Origin of the sequence: Pseudomonas triticicola (genome assembly GCF_019145375.1) — a bacterium.
GTDB lineage: Bacteria > Pseudomonadota > Gammaproteobacteria > Pseudomonadales > Pseudomonadaceae > Aquipseudomonas > Aquipseudomonas triticicola.
In genome coordinates this window covers 2,603,989-2,621,832 of the sequence record NZ_JAHSTX010000001.1, presented here as the reverse complement: position 1 = coordinate 2,621,832, position 17,844 = coordinate 2,603,989, and the positions used below count along the sequence as shown (strand labels likewise).

20 protein-coding genes and 1 tRNA gene are annotated in these 17,844 nt (G+C 58.6%); 14 read left to right on the top strand and 7 right to left on the bottom strand.

The window, feature by feature from the left end; genetic code table 11:
- Nucleotides 1–250: 250 nt before the first annotated feature.
- The 3 genes from KVG85_RS11580 to KVG85_RS11570 are packed head-to-tail and all read left to right on the top strand — an operon-like array spanning nt 251 to nt 3,423.
- The gene (locus KVG85_RS11580; protein ID WP_016773787.1) at nt 251–1,660 is read left to right on the top strand and encodes a circularly permuted type 2 ATP-grasp protein; all 1,410 of its coding nucleotides are present in this window, start codon (nt 251–253) and stop codon (nt 1,658–1,660) included.
- Between the two features lie 12 nt (nt 1,661–1,672).
- A complete protein-coding gene (locus KVG85_RS11575) occupies nt 1,673–2,623 on the top strand; it encodes an alpha-E domain-containing protein (protein WP_016773788.1) in 951 nt (316 codons plus the stop codon).
- Nucleotides 2,620–3,423 carry a transglutaminase family protein gene (locus KVG85_RS11570; RefSeq protein WP_016773789.1) on the top strand — a complete coding sequence of 268 codons (804 nt, stop codon included), beginning with the start codon at nt 2,620–2,622 and terminating at the stop codon, nt 3,421–3,423. The genes KVG85_RS11575 and KVG85_RS11570 overlap by 4 nt, the downstream gene beginning before the upstream one ends.
- 120 nt (nt 3,424–3,543) lie before the next feature.
- On the opposite strand, the gene KVG85_RS11565 is transcribed toward KVG85_RS11570, so the two are convergent.
- Nucleotides 3,544–4,365, bottom strand: coding sequence for a c-type cytochrome (locus KVG85_RS11565; RefSeq protein ID WP_217864970.1), 822 nt, complete (start codon nt 4,363–4,365; stop codon nt 3,544–3,546).
- Nucleotides 4,366–4,942: 577 nt separating this feature from the next.
- Between KVG85_RS11565 and KVG85_RS11560 the strand changes: the two genes are divergently transcribed.
- From KVG85_RS11560 to KVG85_RS11550, 3 genes are all read left to right on the top strand, one after another.
- Nucleotides 4,943–6,148, top strand: a complete 1,206-nt coding sequence (locus tag KVG85_RS11560; RefSeq protein WP_217863927.1) for an acetyl-CoA C-acetyltransferase — start codon at nt 4,943–4,945, stop codon at nt 6,146–6,148.
- Between the two features lie 24 nt (nt 6,149–6,172).
- Complete coding sequence (locus KVG85_RS11555) at nt 6,173–8,317, top strand: 3-hydroxyacyl-CoA dehydrogenase NAD-binding domain-containing protein (RefSeq protein ID WP_217863926.1); 2,145 nt, start codon at nt 6,173–6,175, stop codon at nt 8,315–8,317.
- 92 nt (nt 8,318–8,409) lie between these two features.
- Nucleotides 8,410–9,138 (top strand): amidotransferase, encoded by a 729-nt coding sequence (locus KVG85_RS11550; RefSeq protein ID WP_122699011.1) that lies wholly within the window; start codon nt 8,410–8,412, stop codon nt 9,136–9,138.
- A gap of 69 nt (nt 9,139–9,207) precedes the next feature.
- Here KVG85_RS11550 and KVG85_RS11545 read toward each other — a convergent pair whose 3' ends face one another.
- The 3 genes from KVG85_RS11545 to KVG85_RS11535 all read right to left on the bottom strand — a co-directional run bounded on the left by KVG85_RS11545 (nt 9,208) and on the right by KVG85_RS11535 (nt 11,945).
- Nucleotides 9,208–10,179, bottom strand: a complete 972-nt coding sequence (locus KVG85_RS11545; protein ID WP_016773794.1) for a magnesium and cobalt transport protein CorA — start codon at nt 10,177–10,179, stop codon at nt 9,208–9,210.
- 132 nt (nt 10,180–10,311) lie between these two features.
- Nucleotides 10,312–11,034: a 1-acylglycerol-3-phosphate O-acyltransferase gene (locus KVG85_RS11540; protein WP_024012238.1), complete on the bottom strand. Its 723-nt coding sequence runs from the start codon at nt 11,032–11,034 to the stop codon at nt 10,312–10,314.
- A gap of 221 nt (nt 11,035–11,255) precedes the next feature.
- Nucleotides 11,256–11,945 carry a crotonase/enoyl-CoA hydratase family protein gene (locus tag KVG85_RS11535; protein WP_076566844.1) on the bottom strand — a complete coding sequence of 230 codons (690 nt, stop codon included), beginning with the start codon at nt 11,943–11,945 and terminating at the stop codon, nt 11,256–11,258.
- A 297-nt stretch (nt 11,946–12,242) separates the two neighbouring features.
- On the opposite strand from KVG85_RS11535, the gene KVG85_RS11530 reads away from it, so the two are divergent.
- The 4 genes from KVG85_RS11530 (at nt 12,243) to KVG85_RS11515 (ending at nt 14,669) form a co-directional block, all read left to right on the top strand.
- Nucleotides 12,243–12,332: transfer RNA gene (locus KVG85_RS11530), tRNA-Ser, on the top strand.
- A gap of 247 nt (nt 12,333–12,579) precedes the next feature.
- A complete protein-coding gene (locus KVG85_RS11525; RefSeq protein ID WP_217863925.1) occupies nt 12,580–13,011 on the top strand; it encodes a LexA family protein in 432 nt (143 codons plus the stop codon).
- The gene (locus KVG85_RS11520; RefSeq protein WP_217863924.1) at nt 12,998–14,278 is read left to right on the top strand and encodes a Y-family DNA polymerase; all 1,281 of its coding nucleotides are present in this window, start codon (nt 12,998–13,000) and stop codon (nt 14,276–14,278) included. The genes KVG85_RS11525 and KVG85_RS11520 overlap by 14 nt, the downstream gene beginning before the upstream one ends.
- A 70-nt stretch (nt 14,279–14,348) precedes the next feature.
- On the top strand, nt 14,349–14,669 hold the full coding sequence (locus KVG85_RS11515; protein WP_016773801.1) for a YbjQ family protein: 321 nt from the start codon (nt 14,349–14,351) through the stop codon (nt 14,667–14,669).
- Nucleotides 14,670–14,725: 56 nt separating this feature from the next.
- Here the strand turns inward: KVG85_RS11515 and KVG85_RS11510 are convergent, their stop codons facing one another.
- Complete coding sequence (locus KVG85_RS11510) at nt 14,726–15,004, bottom strand: hypothetical protein (protein ID WP_056784095.1); 279 nt, start codon at nt 15,002–15,004, stop codon at nt 14,726–14,728.
- A 221-nt stretch (nt 15,005–15,225) separates the two neighbouring features.
- Here KVG85_RS11510 and KVG85_RS11505 point away from each other — a divergent pair, with 221 nt between their 5' ends.
- From KVG85_RS11505 to KVG85_RS11490, 4 genes are all read left to right on the top strand, one after another.
- Entirely contained in the window at nt 15,226–15,414 is a 189-nt protein-coding gene (locus tag KVG85_RS11505; protein ID WP_024012286.1) for a hypothetical protein, read from the top strand.
- 300 nt (nt 15,415–15,714) lie between these two features.
- Nucleotides 15,715–16,086, top strand: coding sequence for a bacteriocin (locus KVG85_RS11500; RefSeq protein WP_123418714.1), 372 nt, complete (start codon nt 15,715–15,717; stop codon nt 16,084–16,086).
- Nucleotides 16,087–16,221: 135 nt separating this feature from the next.
- Nucleotides 16,222–16,641: a glycine zipper domain-containing protein gene (locus tag KVG85_RS11495; RefSeq protein ID WP_217863923.1), complete on the top strand. Its 420-nt coding sequence runs from the start codon at nt 16,222–16,224 to the stop codon at nt 16,639–16,641.
- 118 nt (nt 16,642–16,759) lie between these two features.
- The gene (locus KVG85_RS11490) at nt 16,760–16,927 is read left to right on the top strand and encodes a hypothetical protein (protein ID WP_217863922.1); all 168 of its coding nucleotides are present in this window, start codon (nt 16,760–16,762) and stop codon (nt 16,925–16,927) included.
- Nucleotides 16,928–16,995: 68 nt separating this feature from the next.
- Here the strand turns inward: KVG85_RS11490 and KVG85_RS11485 are convergent, their stop codons facing one another.
- Together KVG85_RS11485 and KVG85_RS26150 are read right to left on the bottom strand one after the other, a co-directional pair.
- The gene (locus KVG85_RS11485; RefSeq protein ID WP_217863921.1) at nt 16,996–17,370 is read right to left on the bottom strand and encodes a UCP019853 family protein; all 375 of its coding nucleotides are present in this window, start codon (nt 17,368–17,370) and stop codon (nt 16,996–16,998) included.
- A gap of 119 nt (nt 17,371–17,489) precedes the next feature.
- On the bottom strand, nt 17,490–17,843 hold the full coding sequence (locus KVG85_RS26150; RefSeq protein ID WP_225926800.1) for an Imm50 family immunity protein: 354 nt from the start codon (nt 17,841–17,843) through the stop codon (nt 17,490–17,492).
- Between the last annotated feature and the right edge of the window lies 1 nt (nt 17,844).

Here is a 17,844-nt window from a genome sequence, read left to right as displayed (position 1 = left end):
GGGAAGTTTTGCAGCGAATGCGCGGATTATCCGCAGTCGCGGCCGGCCAGTGAAATCAACTCTGACTATGCTGGTGATAGGCGATGCAGTGCGTCGCAATGAAGCGGGGGCAATCGGGCCGGGGCATTTGCCGCACAGGAATGGTGCGCAGCCTTCGGCGTGGATCTACAACCGATTGAAATCAAAGCGTTTATGCCGATGGCACGGGCCTTGCGAAGGCCTGTATGTCCGGAGTGACAAGGAGTACGGCATGATCCGCACCTATTTTGACGAGATGTACGATGCCGGCGGCCTGGTCCGCCCGCATTACCGGGAATTTGCCCGCTGGCTGGCCGAGACGCCCGACGAGCTGCTCGCGCAGCGCCGCCGCGAGGCCGATCTGCTGTTCCACCGTGCCGGGATCACCTTCACGCTCTATGGCGACGAGCAGGGCACCGAGCGCCTGATTCCGTTCGATACCATTCCCCGCAGCATTCCCGCCAGTGAATGGCGGATTGTCGAGCGCGGCTGCATTCAGCGGGTCAAGGCGTTGAACATGTTTCTCGCCGACCTCTACCACGAGCAGCGCATTATCAAGGCCGGGATCATTCCCGCCGAACAGGTGCTCGCCAACGAGCAATACCAGTTGGCAATGCAGGGCCTGGATCTGCACCGCGACATCTACTCGCATATCTCCGGCGTCGATCTGGTGCGCGATGGCGATGGCACTTATTACGTTCTCGAAGACAACCTGCGCACACCCAGCGGCGTCAGCTACATGCTCGAGGACCGCAAGATGATGATGCGCCTGTTCCCCGAACTGTTCTCCGCCCAGCGCATCGCCCCGATCGATCACTATCCCAATCTGCTGCTCGACACCCTGAAAAGCTCAAGCCCGATCGACAATCCGAGCGTGGTGGTGTTGACGCCGGGACGCTTCAACAGCGCGTTCTTCGAACACGCGTTTCTTGCTCGGGAAATGGGCGTGGAACTGGTCGAAGGTGCGGATCTGTTCGTGCGTGACGACAAGGTGTTCATGCGCACCACCGATGGCCCGAAAGCGGTCGACGTGATCTATCGTCGCCTCGACGATGCCTTCCTCGATCCGCTGGCATTCAACCCGGACTCAATGCTCGGCGTGCCGGGGCTGCTGTCGTCCTATCGTTCCGGCAACGTGGTGCTGGCCAACGCCATCGGCACCGGCGTGGCGGACGATAAATCGGTGTACCCGTTTGTCACCGACATGATCCGTTTCTACCTCGACGAAGAGCCGATTCTGAAAAACGTCCCGACCTGGCAGTGCCGCAACCCGTCCGAGCTGTCCCACGTGCTGGCCAATCTTCCGGAACTGGTGGTCAAGGAAACCCAAGGTTCCGGCGGTTACGGGATGCTGGTCGGGCCGGCCGCGACGACGGCGGAAATCGATGCCTTTCGTGAGCGCATCAAAGCCAAACCCCATGCCTACATTGCGCAACCGACGCTATCGCTGTCGACCTGTCCGACCTTTGTCGAAAACGGCATCGCGCCGCGCCATATCGACTTGCGTCCGTTTGTGTTGTCCGGTCGCGAAACCCGGGTCGTGCCCGGCGGTTTGACCCGTGTCGCGTTGCGTGAAGGCTCCCTGGTGGTGAATTCCTCCCAGGGCGGCGGCACCAAGGACACCTGGGTAGTCGAGGATTGAAGGAAGCTTGCCATGTTAAGTAGAACTGCCTCGGATCTGTACTGGATGTCGCGTTACCTGGAGCGTGCGGAGAATCTCGCGCGCATGCTCGATATCAGTTATTCGCTGTCGCTGATGCCGCAGGACGGGCGCGGCGATGGTCTGCATGAACTCGCCATGCCGTTGCTGATCACCGGCACCCTGGACGATTACCTTGAACGCCACGGCGACCTGCACGCAGAGCGTCTGCTGCATTTCTTCGCACTGGATGCGGCCAACCCGGCCAGTATCTACAGCTGCCTTGGTGCAGCGCGGGCCAGTGCTCATGCGGTACGCGGGCGAATCACTGCGGATATGTGGGAAAACATCAACGCGACCTGGCTGGAGATTCGCGGCATCGCCGAACAGGGCCTGAGTCGTTATGGCATGAGCCGTTTCTGCGAATGGATCAAGGAGCGTTCGCACCTGTTTCGTGGCGCCTCATACGGCACGATCATGCGCAACGACGCGTTTCGCTTTATTCGTCTGGGCACGTTTATCGAGCGCGCGGACAACACGCTGCGCCTGCTCGATGCCCGTTACGAAATGGCCGGCGATCAGGCCGAAGCAGTCAGCGACGGCACGGCGCACGCCTATTACCAATGGAGTGCGCTGCTGCGCGCCTTGTCCTCATTCGAGGCCTACACCGAAATCTACCGCGACGCGCCCGGCGCCCGGCATGTCGCCGAACTGCTGCTGTTACGCGCCGACGTGCCGCGTTCGCTGCGTGCCTGTACCGAAGAGATCGACCAGATCCTCGCGCAACTGCCAGGCGCCAACGGCCGACCGGCACAACGCCTGGCGGCGGAAATGGACGCGCGCCTGCGCTACACCGGCATCAACGAAATCCTCGAAGAAGGCCTGCACGCCTGGCTGACCGAATTCATCCCGCTGGTGCGCCAGTTGGGCAACGCCATTCACAGTTCCTACCTGGAGGCTGCATGAGACTTTCCATAAGCCACGAGACCACCTATCACTACGAAGATCAGGTGCGCGCGAGCATCCAGTACCTGCGCCTGACGCCCCACGACAGCGAGCGCCAGCATGTCCTCAGTTGGCAACTCGACCTGCCGCGTCCGGTGCGTGCGCAGCTCGATCCGTTCGGCAACATCCTGCATGTGCTGACCATGGACGAGCCCCACGAAGCGATCATCATCGGCGCCCGTGGTCAGGTCGATATTGACGAATTGCGCGAGGCCGAACATGAGAGCCAGTCGGCGCTGCCGTTCCTGCGCTTCACGCGCCTGACCGAAGCCGACGAAGCCTTGCGCGAGTTTGCCGCGAAGAACTGCAAGCAACGGCGTGATCGCACCGCGCTGATCGACTTGATGCACGGTCTGAATCAGCACATGACCTACACACCGGGCTCCACCGAAGTCGACACCAGCGCCGCCGAAGCTTTCGCCGGTCGCGCCGGGGTTTGTCAGGATCATACCCATGCGTTTCTGGCCTGCGCGCGCAGCCTCGGCGTGCCGTCGCGTTACGTGTCGGGTTATCTGTATAGCGAAGATTGCGAGCATCTGGCCAGTCATGCCTGGGCAGAAGCGTGGCTGGATGACGCGTGGTACAGCTTCGACGTGACCAACCAACTGGCGCGCCCGGAGCGACACTTGAAGCTGGCGGTGGGTCTGGATTATCTCGATGCCTGCCCGGTCCGCGGCATGCGCCGGGGCGGCGGCTGCGAGCAGATGCATGCGAAGGTGTTCGTCTCGCCGACGCCGGTTATTTCCGTGCAGCAACAATAGATCGACGCACGCAAAGCCCTGTGGGAGCGAGCCTGCTCGCGAAAGCGGTTCATCAGCCAGCCAGTCAGCGACTGACACTCCGCCTTCGCGAGCAGGCTCGCTCCCACCAGGTTGACTGCATCAAGGCTTGGCTTTGCGGCCGGCCATGTGCTTGAGATAGCCCACCAGCATTTCCAGGTCTACATCCGGCAACACCTGCGCGGAAAACCCCGGCATCTTCGCCTGCGGCCACTGACGCAAACTCTGCGGATCGCGGATGTAGCGCTTCAAGTAATCCGCCCCAAAATACTCGGTCGGGCTATACGGAATATTCAGATCCGGACCGAACTGCGCGTCTCCGGCACCATTCAACCGGTGACAGGCCAGGCAGTTTTTCTGAAACAGGGCAAAACCCTTGTTCACCGGATCATCGGCCTTCAAGGCAGGATCGGGCAGCAGGGCAGGGAATCGTTGGGCCACCGGCGCCATCAGCTTGATGCTGGCGACTTCGAACGGCCACTGTTCGGGGCTGATATTACCGGCCTGCGGATCGGTCCAGACCAGATAGAACGGCCCGGCGCTGTGCTTGCCGGCTGACAGCGGTGGCCACGGCCGCGCCGGGTCCTCGATTGCCAGCCATGCGCGTGCTCCGTCCTTGTTCAGCAAGGGCGCGGCGGCCAACTCTGCGGCAAAGCCATCCAGCGCCACCGCCTGCAAGTGATCCTCCGGCTTGACCCCCGTCAGCAATGCGGCCAGCGGCACCGCCTGATAGGTCATGTCCTTCTTGTAGGAAACATCATTGTTGATCGTGAGAGTTTGCAGCTGAGGATGCTTGAGCAGCTCTTCGGTCTGCCAGGTGCGGCTGTTTGCGCCCAACTGCAGATCCAGTTGTGCGGCGGACAAGGGCAAGCTCAGCAGCAAGGCACCGAGCGCAATGAGCGTTTTCAAATGATCGCCGTCCATGTCGTGGGAGTGCGCAAAGGTTGGCACAACCACGCTGGCCCGGGTAGCGGGCCAGTCACATTTTCAGTGGCGATATACAGCACGCGACGTTTGAATCAGCCGATGACCTTGGTCAGATTCGGCAAGATCAACAACAGCGTCGTGGCGAAAAGAATGAGTCCTGCTTGACGTACTTTCGGTTGTTTGAACATGGCTTGACCGCCTTTATTGTTATTTCCTGATGCATGCCTGACTGCATATCCCTGACGGCACGCGTTGCACTTCCTGTTGAAGGACGCCCGTCTCGGCAAAACCCGACGACGATGGCGTACATCTTCACCTTAGAGCCCACGTCAGCCTTCGCTTAGATCCATTTCATATGGTGATCTTAAAAAAAGCTTTTAAAAAAGCATGAGGCGTATTGCCAGCTTCTTTGCCGCCCGCTGGCTAGACAACTCGGTGACCTGAACCGGTTCACCTGATGACGGATGACCGTCCGTCTGAGCGTGTGCGTCAAGCGCTTTGAGCAATGTGGTCATTGCTTGCCAGTCGGCGCAGGGCGAAAGTGAAGTGACAATTAATCAGGTCCGAGGACGTCATGACTGAAGCTTTGATTTTCGATGCGTTGCGCACCCCGCGTGGCAAAGGCAAGGCCGATGGCGCGCTGCACAGCGTGAAGCCGGTCAACCTGGTGGCCGGTTTGCTGAGCGCCTTGCAGACGCGCACCGCGCTGGACACCAGTCAGGTCGATGATGTTGTCCTCGGCTGCGTCACGCCGATTGGCGATCAAGGCTCGGACATCGCCAAGACGGCGGTTCAAGTGGCCGACTGGGACGTCAGCGTCGCCGGTGTGCAGATCAACCGTTTCTGCGCTTCGGGTCTGGAAGCGGTGAATCTTGGCGCGATGAAAGTGCGCTCGGGCTTCGAGGATCTGGTGGTGGTTGGCGGCGTCGAGTCGATGTCGCGGGTGCCAATGGGCAGCGATGGCGGCGCCTGGGCGCTGGACCCGCAGACCAACCTGCACAGCCATTTCACCCCGCAAGGGGTCGGCGCCGATCTCATCGCCACCCTCGAAGGCTTCAGCCGGCAGGACGTCGATGCCTACGCGCTGTACTCGCAGCAAAAAGCCGCACGAGCGCGGGCCGACGGCTCCTTCAACAAGTCGCTGGTGCCAGTGCAGGATCAGAACGGCATCATCCTGCTTGATCACGATGAGTTCATCCGCGCCGAATCGACCCTCGAAGGCCTGGGCAAGCTCAAGCCGAGTTTCGAAATGATCGGGCAGATGGGCTTTGACGCCACGGCGTTGCGGGTCTACAGCCATGTCGAGCGGATCAACCATGTGCACACGCCGGGCAACAGTTCCGGAATTGTCGACGGTGCGGCGCTGATGCTCATCGGCTCCGAAGCCAAGGGCCGCGCGTTGGGGCTGCAGCCTCGTGCGCGCATCGTTGCCACGGCCGTCACCAGTACCGACCCGACCATCATGCTCACCGGCCCGGCGCCGGCGACCCGCAAAGCGCTGGCCAAGGCCGGACTGCGGGTGGAGGACATCGATCTGTTCGAGGTCAACGAAGCATTTGCTTCGGTGGTGTTGAAATTCATCAAGGACATGGCCGTCGATCCCGGCAAGGTCAACGTCAACGGCGGCTCGATCGCCATGGGCCACCCGCTGGGCGCCACCGGTTGCGCGATCCTCGGCACCCTGCTTGATGAACTGGAAGCGCGGCATCTGCGCTACGGCCTGGCGACGCTGTGTGTCGGCGGCGGCATGGGCATTGCCACCATCATCGAACGCCTCTGAGCCCCGACTTCAAGGAACCTTGTTATGAGCGAAGCCATTCGTTACGAAAAAGGCCATGACGGTATCGTCGTGCTGACCATGGACATGCCGGGCCAGAGCGCCAACACCATGAACGCCGTGTACCGCGAGGCCATGGCCGCTTGCGTCGCCCGCTTGCTGGGAGAGAAAGACAGCATTGCCGGAGTAATCATCACCTCCGCGAAGAAAACCTTTTTCGCCGGCGGCGATCTCAATGAGCTGATCAAGGTCGGCAAACCCGAAGCCAAAGCTTTCTACGACATGGTGCTGACCCTCAAGGCGCAATTGCGCAGCCTTGAAACCTTCGGCAAACCGGTGGTCGCGGCGATCAACGGTGCTGCGCTGGGCGGCGGCTGGGAAATCTGTCTGGCCTGTCACCATCGCATTGCTGTTGATGACGCCTCGGTGCAACTCGGTCTGCCGGAAGTGACCTTGGGTCTTTTGCCGGGCGGCGGCGGGGTGGTGCGCATGGTGCGCATGCTCGGCATCGAAAAAGCGCTGCCGTACTTGCTTGAAGGCAAGAAGGTGCGCCCGCCACAGGCGTTGCAGGCCGGGCTGATTGATGACCTGGCAGCGGATCGCGATGAGCTGTTGGCCAAGGCGCGCGCCTGGATTCTCGCCAATCCGGCGCCAGTGCAGCGCTGGGACGTCAAGGGTTACCAGATTCCTGGCGGCACGCCATCGAACCCGAAAGTGGCGCAAATGCTGGCGATTGCGCCGTCGATCCTGCGCGCGAAAACCCACGGCACCCTGCCGGCGCCGGAGAAGATTCTGTGCGCGGCGGTGGAGGGCGCTCAGGTCGATTTCGACACCGCGCACCTGATCGAAACCCGCTACTTCACCGAGCTGACGACCGGGCAAATCTCGAAAAACCTGATCGGTACGTTCTGGTTCCAGTTGAACGAGATCAACGGCGGCGGTTCAAGACCGCAAGGTTTTGCGCCCTATAAAACCCGCAAAGTCGGTGTGCTCGGCGCCGGAATGATGGGCGCAGGCATCGCGTTCGTCAGCGCCTCGGCCGGTATCGACGTCGTCCTCAAGGACATCAACCTTGCCTCTGCCGAGAAGGGCAAAGCGCATTCCGCAGCGCTGCTGGACAAGAAAGTTGCCCGTGGCCAAATGACAGCCGAACAGCGCGAAGCGGTGCTGGCGCGAATCGTTGCGAGCGAAAGCGATGCCGATCTGGCCGGTTGCGATCTGATCATCGAAGCGGTGTTCGAGGATCGCCAACTCAAAGCCAGGGTGTCCGCCGCCGCGCAACAGGTCGTGGGCGGCGAAGCGGTGATTGCTTCCAATACGTCGACGCTACCGATCACCGGTCTAGCGACGGCGGTGGCCGATCAAAGCAAATTCATCGGCCTGCATTTCTTCAGTCCGGTAGAAAAAATGCCGCTGGTGGAAATCATCAAGGGTGCGCAGACCAGCGCCGAAACTCTCGCTCGCGGTTTCGATTTCGTTCTGCAGATCAAGAAAACTCCGATCGTGGTCAACGACAGTCGCGGCTTCTTCACCTCACGGGTTTTCGGCACATTCACCAACGAAGGCATTGCCATGCTCGGCGAGGGCGTCAGTGCGCCGATGATCGAGACCGAAGCGCGCAAGGCCGGGATGCCGGTCGGGCCTCTGGCAATCTCAGACGAGGTTTCCCTCAGCCTGATGAGCCATATCCGTCAACAGACGGCCAAGGACCTACAGGCTGAAGGGAAACCGCTGATTGAGCATCCGGCCTTCGCCGTGATTGACTTGATGCTCAATGAATTCAAGCGACCAGGCAAAGCTGCCGGAGGCGGTTTTTATGAGTATCCAGCCGGTGCCCAGAAGCATTTATGGCCGGAGCTGAAAACGCGCTTCGAGAAGGCCGACGGACAGATCTCTGCGAAGGATGTGCGTGATCGTCTGTTGTTTGTACAAGCCATCGATACTGTGCGTTGCGTGGAGGAGGGTGTGCTGACCTCGACGGCGGATGCCAACGTCGGCTCGATCTTCGGCATCGGTTTCGCCGCATGGACCGGCGGGGCGCTGCAGTTCATCAACCAGTATGGCCTGAAGGACTTCATCGCCCGCGCGCAGTATCTGGCCGAGCAATACGGCGAACGCTTTACCCCGCCAGCGCTGCTGCTGGACAAAGCGGCGAAAGGTGAAATGTTCTAGGGCCGGCGAGCATTTCGGGGCTTGCCTTGGCCACGTGTTTCAAGGCAGGCTCTGGGGTGTTCATTATTCCCATCACGTGTCAGGTATTTTTTATGTCGCTGCGCATCTGCATTCTCGAAACCGACATCCTGCGACCCGAATTGATTGACCAATATCAGGGCTATGGGCAGATGTTCCAGCGGCTGTTCTCGCAGCAACCGATTGCCGCTGAGTTCACTGTCTATAACGTGGTGAAGGGTGAGTATCCAAGTGACGATGAGACTTTCGATGCGTACTTGGTCACTGGCAGCAAGGCCGATTCGTTCGGCACGGATCCGTGGATCCAGACCCTCAAGACCTACCTTTTGAATCGCTACGAACGCGGCGACAAACTGCTAGGCGTGTGCTTCGGCCATCAATTGCTGGCGCTGCTGCTCGGTGGTAAGAGTGAGCGTGCGTCCCAAGGCTGGGGTGTCGGCACGCACAGCTACCAGCTGGCGGCCAAGGCACCGTGGATGAGTCCGGTGCGTGAAGAGCTGACACTGTTGATCAGCCACCAGGATCAGGTAACTGAGCTACCAGAGAATGCGACGGTGATCGCCTCCAGCGATTTCTGCCCGTTCGCGGCGTATCACATCAACGATCAGGTGCTGTGCTTCCAGGGACATCCGGAATTCATTCACGACTACTCGCGCGCGTTGCTTGATCTGCGCCAGGAAGCGCTGGGTTCGCAGATCTACAGCAAGGGGGTCGCGAGCCTTGAGCAGGAGCATCATGGCGCTACGGTTGCGGAGTGGATGATGCGCTTCGTGGCGCACAAGCCAGAAGCGGCTCAACGCTGAAAGGGCCTGCTCCCACAATCTCTGTGGGAGCGAGGCTGATCGCGAATCGCCGGGTCAACGCGGTCCCGGCTATAACCACCCCGACCGCTTGAAGCTCGCCCACAAACTCACACACCCCACCGCAATAAACCCCAGCACCGCAAAATAACCGTAATGCCAGGTCAATTCCGGCATGTTCTGGAAATTCATCCCGTAGATCCCCGCCACCGCTGTCGGGAACGCCAGAATCGCCGCCCACGCCGCAAATTTGCGCTGCACCACGCTCTGCCGTGATGCCTCGAGCAACACGCCAATCTCGATGGTCTGGCTGGCAATGTCCGCCAGCGTGCTCAGGTCCTCCATTTGCCGCGTCACGTGAATCTGCACATCGCGGAAGTACGGACGCATGTTCTTGTCGATGAACGGGAAGCTGAGCTTTTGCAGCTCTTCGCCGATTTCCACCATCGGCGCCGCATATCGACGCAAGCGCACCACGTCACGGCGCAGACCGTGCAGCTTCTGAATGTCACGCTCGTTGAGGGCGCTACACAAGACGTTGCGCTCCAGCTCATCGATCTCGGCGTGGATCGCTTCGCCTACCGGCTGATAGTTCTCGATGACGAAATCGAGCAGCGCATACAGGACGAAATCCTCCCCGTGCTCGAGCAACAGCGGGCGCGCTTCACAGCGCTGCCGCACATAGGCGTAAGACGCGGAATGGCCGTTGCGTGCGGTGATGATGTAACCCCTGCCGGCGAAGATATGCGTTTCGATGAATTGCAAAACGCCGTTTTCGCGCACCGGCGAGTAGGTGACGATAAACAGAGCGTCACCAAAGGTTTCCAGTTTTGGCCGGCTGTGTTTTTCCAGCGCATCTTCGATGGCCAGTTCATGCAGGTTGAACTGACGTTGCAGGTTGGATAATTCCTGTGCGTCCGGTTCTTCCAGGCCGATCCACACGAAGTGGCCGGGTTTGGCCGCCCAGGCAGCACCTTCGTCCAGCGCAATATTGGTGACTTTCTTACCCTCGCTGTACACCGCAGCGGCAACAACTCGACCCATGGTGGTGATTCACTTCTTCTTGGCAGATGGCAGGGGAACAAGGCTTCAGCTTAGCCGTGTCGCTGCTTGAGAGTCAGTGAAACTTCTACAGTTCACCCGGCAAAAGAAAACCCGCGCAGGGCGGGTCTTGTTTCAAGCGGCTTGCAGTTGCCGATCCATCGATTCGATGCACTCGCGCATCTGCTCGCGGCATCGCTCGATCAGCATGGGCATGTCGTCCATGGTCAATCCGACTGTAGGAATCGCCGGCAAGGAACGTATGAGAACGTTGCCGCTGCGCCAGCGATTCAGGCGCATGTGCTTTATATAGCTGCTCACGCACACCGGAACGATCGGCACGCCGGCGGCAATCGCCATCTGGAACGCGCCTTTCTTGAACGGCAACAAATCTTCACCGAGGTTGCGGGTGCCTTCCGGAAACACCCAGATCGAGGTGTCTTCGTTCTGCAAGGTGTGGGTCGTCGTCAGCATCGACTGCCGCGCCTTGTGCGCATTGCCACGGTCGATCAACACATTGCCGGCCAGCCAGAACAACTGGCCGAACAACGGCACCCACTTCAGGCTTTTCTTGCCGATACACACGGTGCGGCGGGGGACGACATTGCCGAACACGAACAGATCGTAGTTGGACTGATGGTTGGCAATGATCACGCAACTGTCGGGCTTGTTCATCAAGCCGTTGACCTCGGACCTGACCCTCAAACGCAAGATACACATCGCCGGCAAAGCGTAGAGGCGGGCGCAGAGTCGGCTGTTGTCCGGGTTGAACGGGCGGCACAATCCGAGGATCACACCGAGCACGCCCGCCAGAATAAAGTGCAGGCCCATCAACAACATACGAAACACAAACAGCATTTTTGCAGGCCCACCGGGACAAAAGGTGGCGCAGTGTACGGATGTGCACTGTTTTCGGCAATTGCCGCTATAGAGTCCGGAGATGGCCGATGTTTAAGCGCATGTTTCAGTCTTGCCTGTCAGGCGCGTCCTAGAGCTTTCCGCGAATCTTCGACGTGTGACGTAAGAAAAAGCCCGACACGAGGGTCGGGCTATTCACTTACCGGCAGATCCTGGACGAGTCAGCCCAGATGTTGCTGATCCTGCAGGATGGCATCGTCAAGAGTTTCCAGCAGTTGCTTGCGCACTTTCAGCTTGGTGTTCTTGTGCGCGAGCATGTTGATCTTCTTCAACTGCCGCGCGGCAGCCAGCGCGGCGCCCTGCAATTCTTCGGCAGTGACGACTTTGTCGAGGAAGCCTGCATCAACGGCACTTTGCGGATCGAACATCTCGCCATTGATCACCGAACGATGGAAAGCCGAACGCCGCAAGCGATCACGCGCCAGCTCGATACCGGCGTGGTGCATGGTCATGCCGATCTGCACTTCGTTCAGGCCGATGCTGAACGGGCCGTCGACACCGATGCGGTAATCGGCGGACAACAGCAGGAAAGCGCCCTTGGCCACAGCGTGCCCCGGGCAAGCAACGATCACCGGGAACGGGTGAGAGAGCAGGCGGCGGGCCAGGGTCGAACCGGCCGTCACTAGCGCAACCGCCTCTTTCGGGCCGGCGGTCATCACCTTCAGGTCATAACCACCGGAGAGAATCCCCGGCTGCCCGGTAATGATCACCACCGCGCGATCCGCCACCGCCTGATCCAGCGCCGCGTTAAACGCCGCAATCACATCCGGAGAAATCGCGTTGACCTTGCCATTGTTCAGGGTCAGGGTCGCGATACCGTCTTCGAGGTGGTAGGCAATCAACTCGCTCATGACGCTATTCCTTATTAGAAAGATGGGCAGACGTTACCCACCGCCGCAGGCCAGGTAAAGCGCCGTGACTGACCTGCCAGTCACCGTTTTGCGCTTCGGCCAGCGTCGCGCGCGTGTTGCCTGCTATAAAGGAAGCGTGGCGGCTTACCCGAGATTGGCGGGTTTGCCATTACCCGCTTTGGCAGAATGAAGCGTGCTCTCTTAAGCGCATGAAAATTCTGAAAAAAAGTTTGCCATCGCAAAAGCTTTCGACTACATTAGCGCGCCTCGACAGACAGAACATGTCTGCAGAGATACGGTGAAGTGTCCGAGTGGCTTAAGGAGCACGCCTGGAAAGTGTGTATACAGGAAACTGTATCGAGAGTTCGAATCTCTCCTTCACCGCCACATTCAGTAAACACAAACCCCTGATTTTCCTAGAGAAAGTCGGGGGTTTGTGGTTTTTGGCGTCTGGAAAATGGTGACGTGGGACCGTTGATGTTCGGCATCTATGAATGTGTCTTGGCGATCATTCTCTCCAAAGCTATACAAAACCCTGTCACCCGTCGAAATCTCCTACACGCCTCATTGACCCTCCGAACCGTCCCGAGTTTACTGTATGCGCATACAGTAAATTCACTATCAGGTTCGTATCATGAGCGTCACCATCCTCGGCCCTTTGTCAGGTGCGGGCGAAAAGCTTGCGCTGTATTCGTTTCGGATTCCCGCCGGTTTCCCTTCGCCGGCGGCTGATCACATTGAAAAGCACATTTCGCTTGATGAGATCTTCGATATTCGTGCGCCGCACGTTTATCTGGCGAAGATCGAAGGCGAGAGCATGCAGGACGCCGGGATATTTTGCGGTGATCTGGTGATCGTCGATCGCAGCCTGAATGCCGAGCACGGCGATATCGTCATCGCCGGTCTCAACTCCGAACCCATCTGCAAGCGCCTGCACATGCGCGACAACACCATCATCCTTCTTTCGGCCAACAGCAAATATCCGCCTCGCTACGTGATGGAAGGGGATGAGCTGGTGATCTGGGGTGTGGTGACTTACAGCGTGCGCGACCATGGCAAACCGTGAGCAGGTCTTCGCGCTGATCGATTGCAACAGCTTCTATGCCAGCTGTGAGCGAGTGTTCCGGCGCGATCTGGCGAAGACGCCGATTGTCGTGCTGAGCAATAACGATGGCTGCGTGATTGCCCGGAGTTATGACGCCAAGCCCTTTGTGAAAATGGGCGCGCCGTATTTCCAGATTCGCGATGATTTGCGCCGCCACGGCATTCAGGTGTTCAGCAGTAATTACGCCTTGTACGGCGACATGAGCGAACGGGTGATGACGATCATCGAATCCATGGTGCCGGCCGTCGAGGTGTACAGCATTGATGAGGCGTTCGCCGATCTCAGCGGCATCCCTGGGGACCTGACCGCGTTTGGCCGCACCATCCGCTCTGCTGTTTATAAGCGCACCGGCATCCCGGTCGGCGTCGGCATCGCCCCTACGAAAACGCTGGCCAAGCTCGCCAACCACACTGCCAAACGCTTGCAAGCGCATACCGGTGGCGTGGTCGACATCTGCGATCCGTCCAAACGCGACTGGGTGTTGCGCAATACCGATGTCGGTGAAGTGTGGGGCGTCGGGCGGCGGATGAAAGCTCATCTGGAAAGCATGCAGATCAGAAGTGCGATGGACCTGGCGAAGGCCGATCCGTGGACGCTGCGGCGCAAGTTCAGCGTGGTGATCGAGAAGACCGCGCGCGAACTGGGTGGCACATCCTGTCTGGAACTGTCCGAGACGGAACCGCCGAAGCAGGAAATTTGCAGCAGCCGCATGTTTGGCAATCGTTTGACTACCATCGAACCGATCAAGGAAGCCGTTGCTACTTATGTGCATCGAGCGGCGGAAAAGCTGCGTGCGCAGAATTCGCTGTGCAAAAAGATCCGCGTGAGTATCCGCACCGGCATGTTCAATCCGGAAGAGGCGAAGTACGCCAATGGCGCGCTGATCGAGTTGCCTTATCCGACCAATGATGTGCGATTGCTGAGCAAGGTGGCGAGCGAGGCGGTTGATCGATTGTTCCGGCCGGGGTTCAAGTACAGCAAGGCTGAGGTGCTGTTGATGGATCTGCGACAGCCCGGAGAATTTACCGAAGACCTGTTTGCACAGTCCCAACCTCAAGCGGCGGAGAGGGTGATGGGCGTGCTGGACCAGATCAATCAGCGCTGGGGGCATGGAACGTTGCGAGCGGGGAGTGTGCCGGCTGATCCGGCCTGGGGCATGCGGCGGGAGATGATGAGCTCGAGTTTTACGACGAAGCTGGATCAATTGTGGGTCGTTAAATCCAATTGAGGCACGGGCGCCAGGCCTGGTGCCGCGCTACAATCGCCGCCTTCACTTTTGCAGTAAAAGGACGACTTTCATGATCATTTCCACCACTCATTCCGTCGAGGGGCGGCAGATCACGGCCTATCTGGACATTGTCAGCGCCGAGTCTGTGCAAGGGGTCAACGTGATCCGCGATATGTTCGCCGGCATGCGCGACTTCTTTGGCGGGCGGTCGCAGACGTTGGAGCGGGCTCTTAAAGAAGCACGCATTCAGGCAACCGATGAATTGAAAGATCGGGCGCGGGCATTGCAGGCTGATGCTGTGGTTGGCGTGGATTTTGAGATCAGCATGCCGGCAGGCAAGGGTGGCATGGTCGTGGTGTTTGTCACCGGAACGGCGGTGAAGCTGCGCTGATCATTGCTATGAAGACAAAGCCCACTCGCACGAGGAATGGGCTTTTTTCGCGTCTATCAGCCTTGAGGCTTGAGCAACACAGCGCCTCTTGAGTCATAGGTCAGCGGTGTATCGATGGCAACGAGGGGCGGTGTCCCGTCAGGCTGCGCCGATGGTGCGGGCTCGCTGGGATGGTAGACGACGCCCGGCTGCAGAAGCGGTTTGTCCGGGTATTTGATGGTGATTTCACCCGAGGCGATCTTTTCCTTGAGTTTTTCCGCACCGGCCTTGCCGGCAGCGATCTGCTCGTCCGTGAGTTTTACGACTGGCATGTTCGGGAATCCATTGATCTGCATGATCTCTCCTTGAGATTCATTTGTAGGAGTAAGGGCAGCGGCCGTTCGATGGAAATCTTTAGCGAATGATCGCTCGCGACACTTTTTTCCATTCGTCGGTGATCAGTCTTTCTGAACAGCAAGTCCAGTAGTGACCAGCTAGTCTCAAAAGCACTGAGGGACGATATTTTCCAGGCAAAACTGTTTTGCCGGTGTCGGCCCGGTTGCGTAGGGGAGAGTCTATGTCAGGTCCATTTATCGAAGATGATGGCGCTGAGTTTTCATTCAACAACTGTGTGCGCTGCGGTCAGTCGGAGTATCAGTCGGGATTTGGCGAGGATCCGGTCAGCATCGGCAAAATCAAATCCACAGCCCCCAAAGGGCCGAAAGCGAAATTCCTGCCCAAGGTCACGGCAAGGACCAGAAAGTGATTTCATCCCGCACCCCGTCACTGAACGGGGTTTTTTATGGGCGCAGGAATGAGGGGGCGGGCGTTGACATTAATGTCGGTTTTTTTTCACAAACTTTTCACGTTGGCCAACGTAGTGTGAAGCCATCCGTTAGAAAGCAAGTCTCCAGCCCGTCTCCCCAGCGGGCTTTTTTTTGCCCGGCATAAAACCTTTTCCCTGATCGCGGTCCAATCGACGCTGTCGCCGGCGTCTGGACTTTCCTGCGCCGAGCGCATTAAATCCGGCTCCTTCTCGTCATCCCGTTTATTTGAGGTTTTCGTCATGCGTTTAACACTGCCTGCTCTGGTTCTTGGCCTTTTGGTTGCTCAAGGTGCGATGGCTGCCGGTGATGGCACCGCGGCGCTGGGCGGTGGCCTGGGTGGCGCGCTGGGTAACGTGGTCGGTCAGAAAATGGGCGGCAGCACCGGCGCCGTAATTGGCGCTGGCGTTGCGGGCGCAGCGGGCAGCGCAGTCGCAGCACGCAAGGGTAGCCGCACCAAAGCGGCGATCGGCGGCGGTGTCGGTGCAGCCGGTGGTTCGGTGATCGGCAACAGCCTGGGTGGCCGCAACGGCGCCACCATCGGTGCAGGTCTGGGCGGCGCGGCCGGCGGTGCCGTCGGCAGCAACCTGGGCAAAGGTCACAAGCGCCACTGAGACTGATTGCCTGTCAGAAAAAGCCCGACTCGATGTCGGGCTTTTTCATGGCTGAACGTTTCGTGCGAAATCATCTCCAATCTGCATACGCCCCGCTTGGGCGGATTGTCCCGTTTCGGGAACTGCGAGGTTCATATGCGATTGTCATTATCTGCACTGTTTTTTGGCTTGGTCGTGGCGCAGGGCGCGATGGCGGCCGGAGATGGCACCGCTGCCGTAGGCGGTGGTCTCGGCGGTGCGCTGGGTAATGTGGTTGGCGGACAACTCGGCGGCAGCACGGGCGCAGCGGTCGGCGCAGGTGTTGGCGGCGCGGCCGGCAGTGCCGTCGGCGCGAACAAACGCAACCGCACCGAAGCCGCGATCGGCGGCGGTCTTGGCGCAGCAGGCGGCTCGGTCGTCGGCAACAGCCTCGGCGGCTCCACCGGCTCCGCCATCGGAGCGGGCCTGGGCGGCGCAGCAGGCGGCGCGGTAGGTAACAATCTTGGCGGCGACGACGGCGGATCTCATTCCGGCGGCCACAAGCACAAGAACAAACACAAAAATAAAAATCGCTGATTGATCAACGGAAACCCGGTCTGGTGCCGGGTTTTTTGTGTCTGGCCGTCAGGCAGAGGAACGATTGGCGGCAGGGCTTTTCGAACGTCATACATCCCACACGCTCAAGAGGTGCGCCATGACTCCTGAAACCGAAGGCAAAGAAGAGAAGGGCCCTAATGGGGTGCCGTTTATCAATGATCCGGGGAATGAAGATCCGGGCTCGCTGATGGATGATGCGACGGTGCCGTTGAGTGATGCGGATGAGGCGGATATGGAGTATGAGGAGGATGGGGATGAGCAGTGAGGTGGGGTTGAGGTTTTGAATGATGGTTTAAGGGCCTGACTCCGCAGGCCCTACAGAAAATCTGTTCCTCAGAATGAGACGTCGATTCTTTGTGCTCTGATTTTTACAAACTGACCATTGAGGTGCGGAAAATCGAAGTGGATATCTTGATCCGCAAATTCGACGAACGACTTGAGCGTATCGCCTTCTAAGCGCCCCTGGATCTCGCATGAGAAACCGTCGTCAAGCATCTCGACATATGTTTCGCTGTTTTCACATTTTGCGATGTCAATTTCGTCCGGCAGTACCATTTCGAACTCGGCTGAGTAGTTCTCACCTACTTCAATGACTGAGGGGCAGTGGCCTGCGAAACATCTCACAGTCACACCGTTGACGCTGAGCAGGATCATTTCCTCAATGATTGGGTCGATCTCGACAATATGCGCTGAGTATTTTTTAGTCATCGGTGGGACTCACTGTTTGTATTTTCATCTTAGGATGCAAATGATGGGTGAAGGGGGCGGTGAGCCGAGAGTTGCATTTTGGCATAGGGCCTGGGTCAGCAGGCCTTTGGTCCAAAACTCTAAAAAGAAGATTCTGTTAAATACACACTAGGCTCTCTCAATCTTAATGCTGATGTAATGAATTTTACCTCTGAAGTATTGGAGGTGGCTGAAACTGAGTACTCATTCCCAATGAGTTGGATGGACAGGTTTAATATTTGTTGAGTTGGGATGTTGGATGTTGTTAGATTCTTAACTTTATTGCACGTTATTCCAATCCGGCAAGCATTGTACCCTATGAGGTCCCATTTCTTGGGAGGGGTGTCGGGGATTTCCCTGATGTCAAATGCCAAGGTCAGTGTGGATAGATTGTTGTCAATGTTCAGGGCGAATAGCTTAATCTCTCCGATAGGTATGTTTCGGCTAAATACCATA